2 protein-coding genes and 1 pseudogene are annotated in these 1,371 nt (G+C 59.1%); all 3 read right to left on the reverse strand.

What is annotated here, in order from left to right; genetic code table 11:
* Window positions 1–106 precede the first annotated feature (106 nt).
* Entirely contained in the window at window positions 107–865 is a 759-nt protein-coding gene (istB, locus tag AWB67_RS37890) for an IS21-like element helper ATPase IstB (protein ID WP_087660861.1), read from the reverse strand.
* Window positions 866–874: 9 nt separating this feature from the next.
* Window positions 875–1,165 (reverse strand): hypothetical protein, encoded by a 291-nt coding sequence (locus AWB67_RS42785; RefSeq protein ID WP_235025605.1) that lies wholly within the window; start codon window positions 1,163–1,165, stop codon window positions 875–877.
* Window positions 1,166–1,249: 84 nt separating this feature from the next.
* Window positions 1,250–1,371 (reverse strand): annotated as a pseudogene (locus tag AWB67_RS43730) (Mu transposase domain-containing protein); the annotation flags it as partial.

The following is a 1,371-nucleotide window of genomic DNA, read 5'->3' on the forward strand; positions in this document are numbered from 1 at the left end:
AACTGCGTATTTCGCGGAAGCTGGACACGCGTTTCGCGTGAAGGTGGACAGGTGTTTCGCGCGAAGCTGGACAGTCGGAGCGCAGCGACGCAGGGGTTTTCTGTTTTTACTCTGACTGCTGGTTTTCGGTCAAATTAATTTTTCGTTTTCGCATCGATTCGCCGTTCATGTTGATTCGATACGTGTTGTGAACAAGCCGGTCGAGAATGGCGTCGGCAAGTGTCGGATCGCCGAGCGCGCCATGCCAGTTCTCGACAGGAATTTGACTCGTCGCAATCGTTGAATGGCGACCATGGCGATCATCGAGTATTTCGAGGAGGTCGCGCCGAGCGCTGTCAGGCATTGGCGCCATCGCGAAGTCATCCATCAACAGTACGTCGGTCTTGGCCCACTGTGCGAGAGCTCGCGCGTATCGACCGCTGCCGTGCGCGATGGCGAGTTCCTCTGTTAGTCTCGGCATTTTGAGATAGGCTACCGTGTAGCCCAGACGGCATGCCTGATTGGCAAGCGCGCATCCGAGCCAGGTCTTACCGAGGCCCGTCGCGCCGATAATTAGTGTGTTGTGCTTCTCCCGAATCCATTCGCCGGTGAGCAAACGGCTCATGAGTGCGCGATCGAGCCCGCGCGGGGTGCGGTAGTCGATGTCTTCAGCCACGGCATCGGAGAACTTCAGTTTGGCACGCCGAAGGCGCGCTGTGGTTTGCTTGGATTCGCGTTCGCTTGCCTCGCGCTCAACAAGCAAGCCTAAACGCTCTTCGAAACCCAGCGCTTCGATATCAGGGTTGTTGTTCTGCTGCGCTAAGGCGGCTGCCATGCCGTTCAGCCGCAGCGCGTGAAGTTTGTCGATCGTTGGATGTTTGAGCATGCGTCCTCTTCAGTGATAATAGTCGGGGCCGCGCACATTGGGATGTGTGAGCGGTAAGCTGGCCTGATCCGTTTCTGTCTGAGGCGACTGATCCAGACCGTTCTTAAGCGTCGAGCTAATGAAGCGGTAGCTCGGCGCCTTCAGATCGATGGCACGGCAGCACGCGGCCTCCAGCCGTGCATTGCCGTGGTCTTTGCCAAGGCGAAGCACGCCAAGGCAGGCGCGAAAGGCTTGTTGGGGATGCTGCCGGCCGCCGAGCAGGTGCTGGATCACGGCGGCGGTATGCGGGCCGATGCGCACGGCCCAGTCGTATAGGCGCTGGGCTCCCCACCCACTGACATCTTGATGGTGAGGCGGCATGTGCGCATCAATCGTAGTGTGGTGGCCACGCCGGGTGCTTCGCGCGTGGGCAGCGATACGCGTGCCTCGGTGGAAGATCTCGACTGTTCCATTCGTATATCGAACGTCGACCTGCTGACGCGCGAAGCGGTGCGGTACAGAGTAAT

Origin of the sequence: Caballeronia terrestris (genome assembly GCF_001544515.1) — a bacterium.
GTDB lineage: Bacteria > Pseudomonadota > Gammaproteobacteria > Burkholderiales > Burkholderiaceae > Caballeronia > Caballeronia terrestris.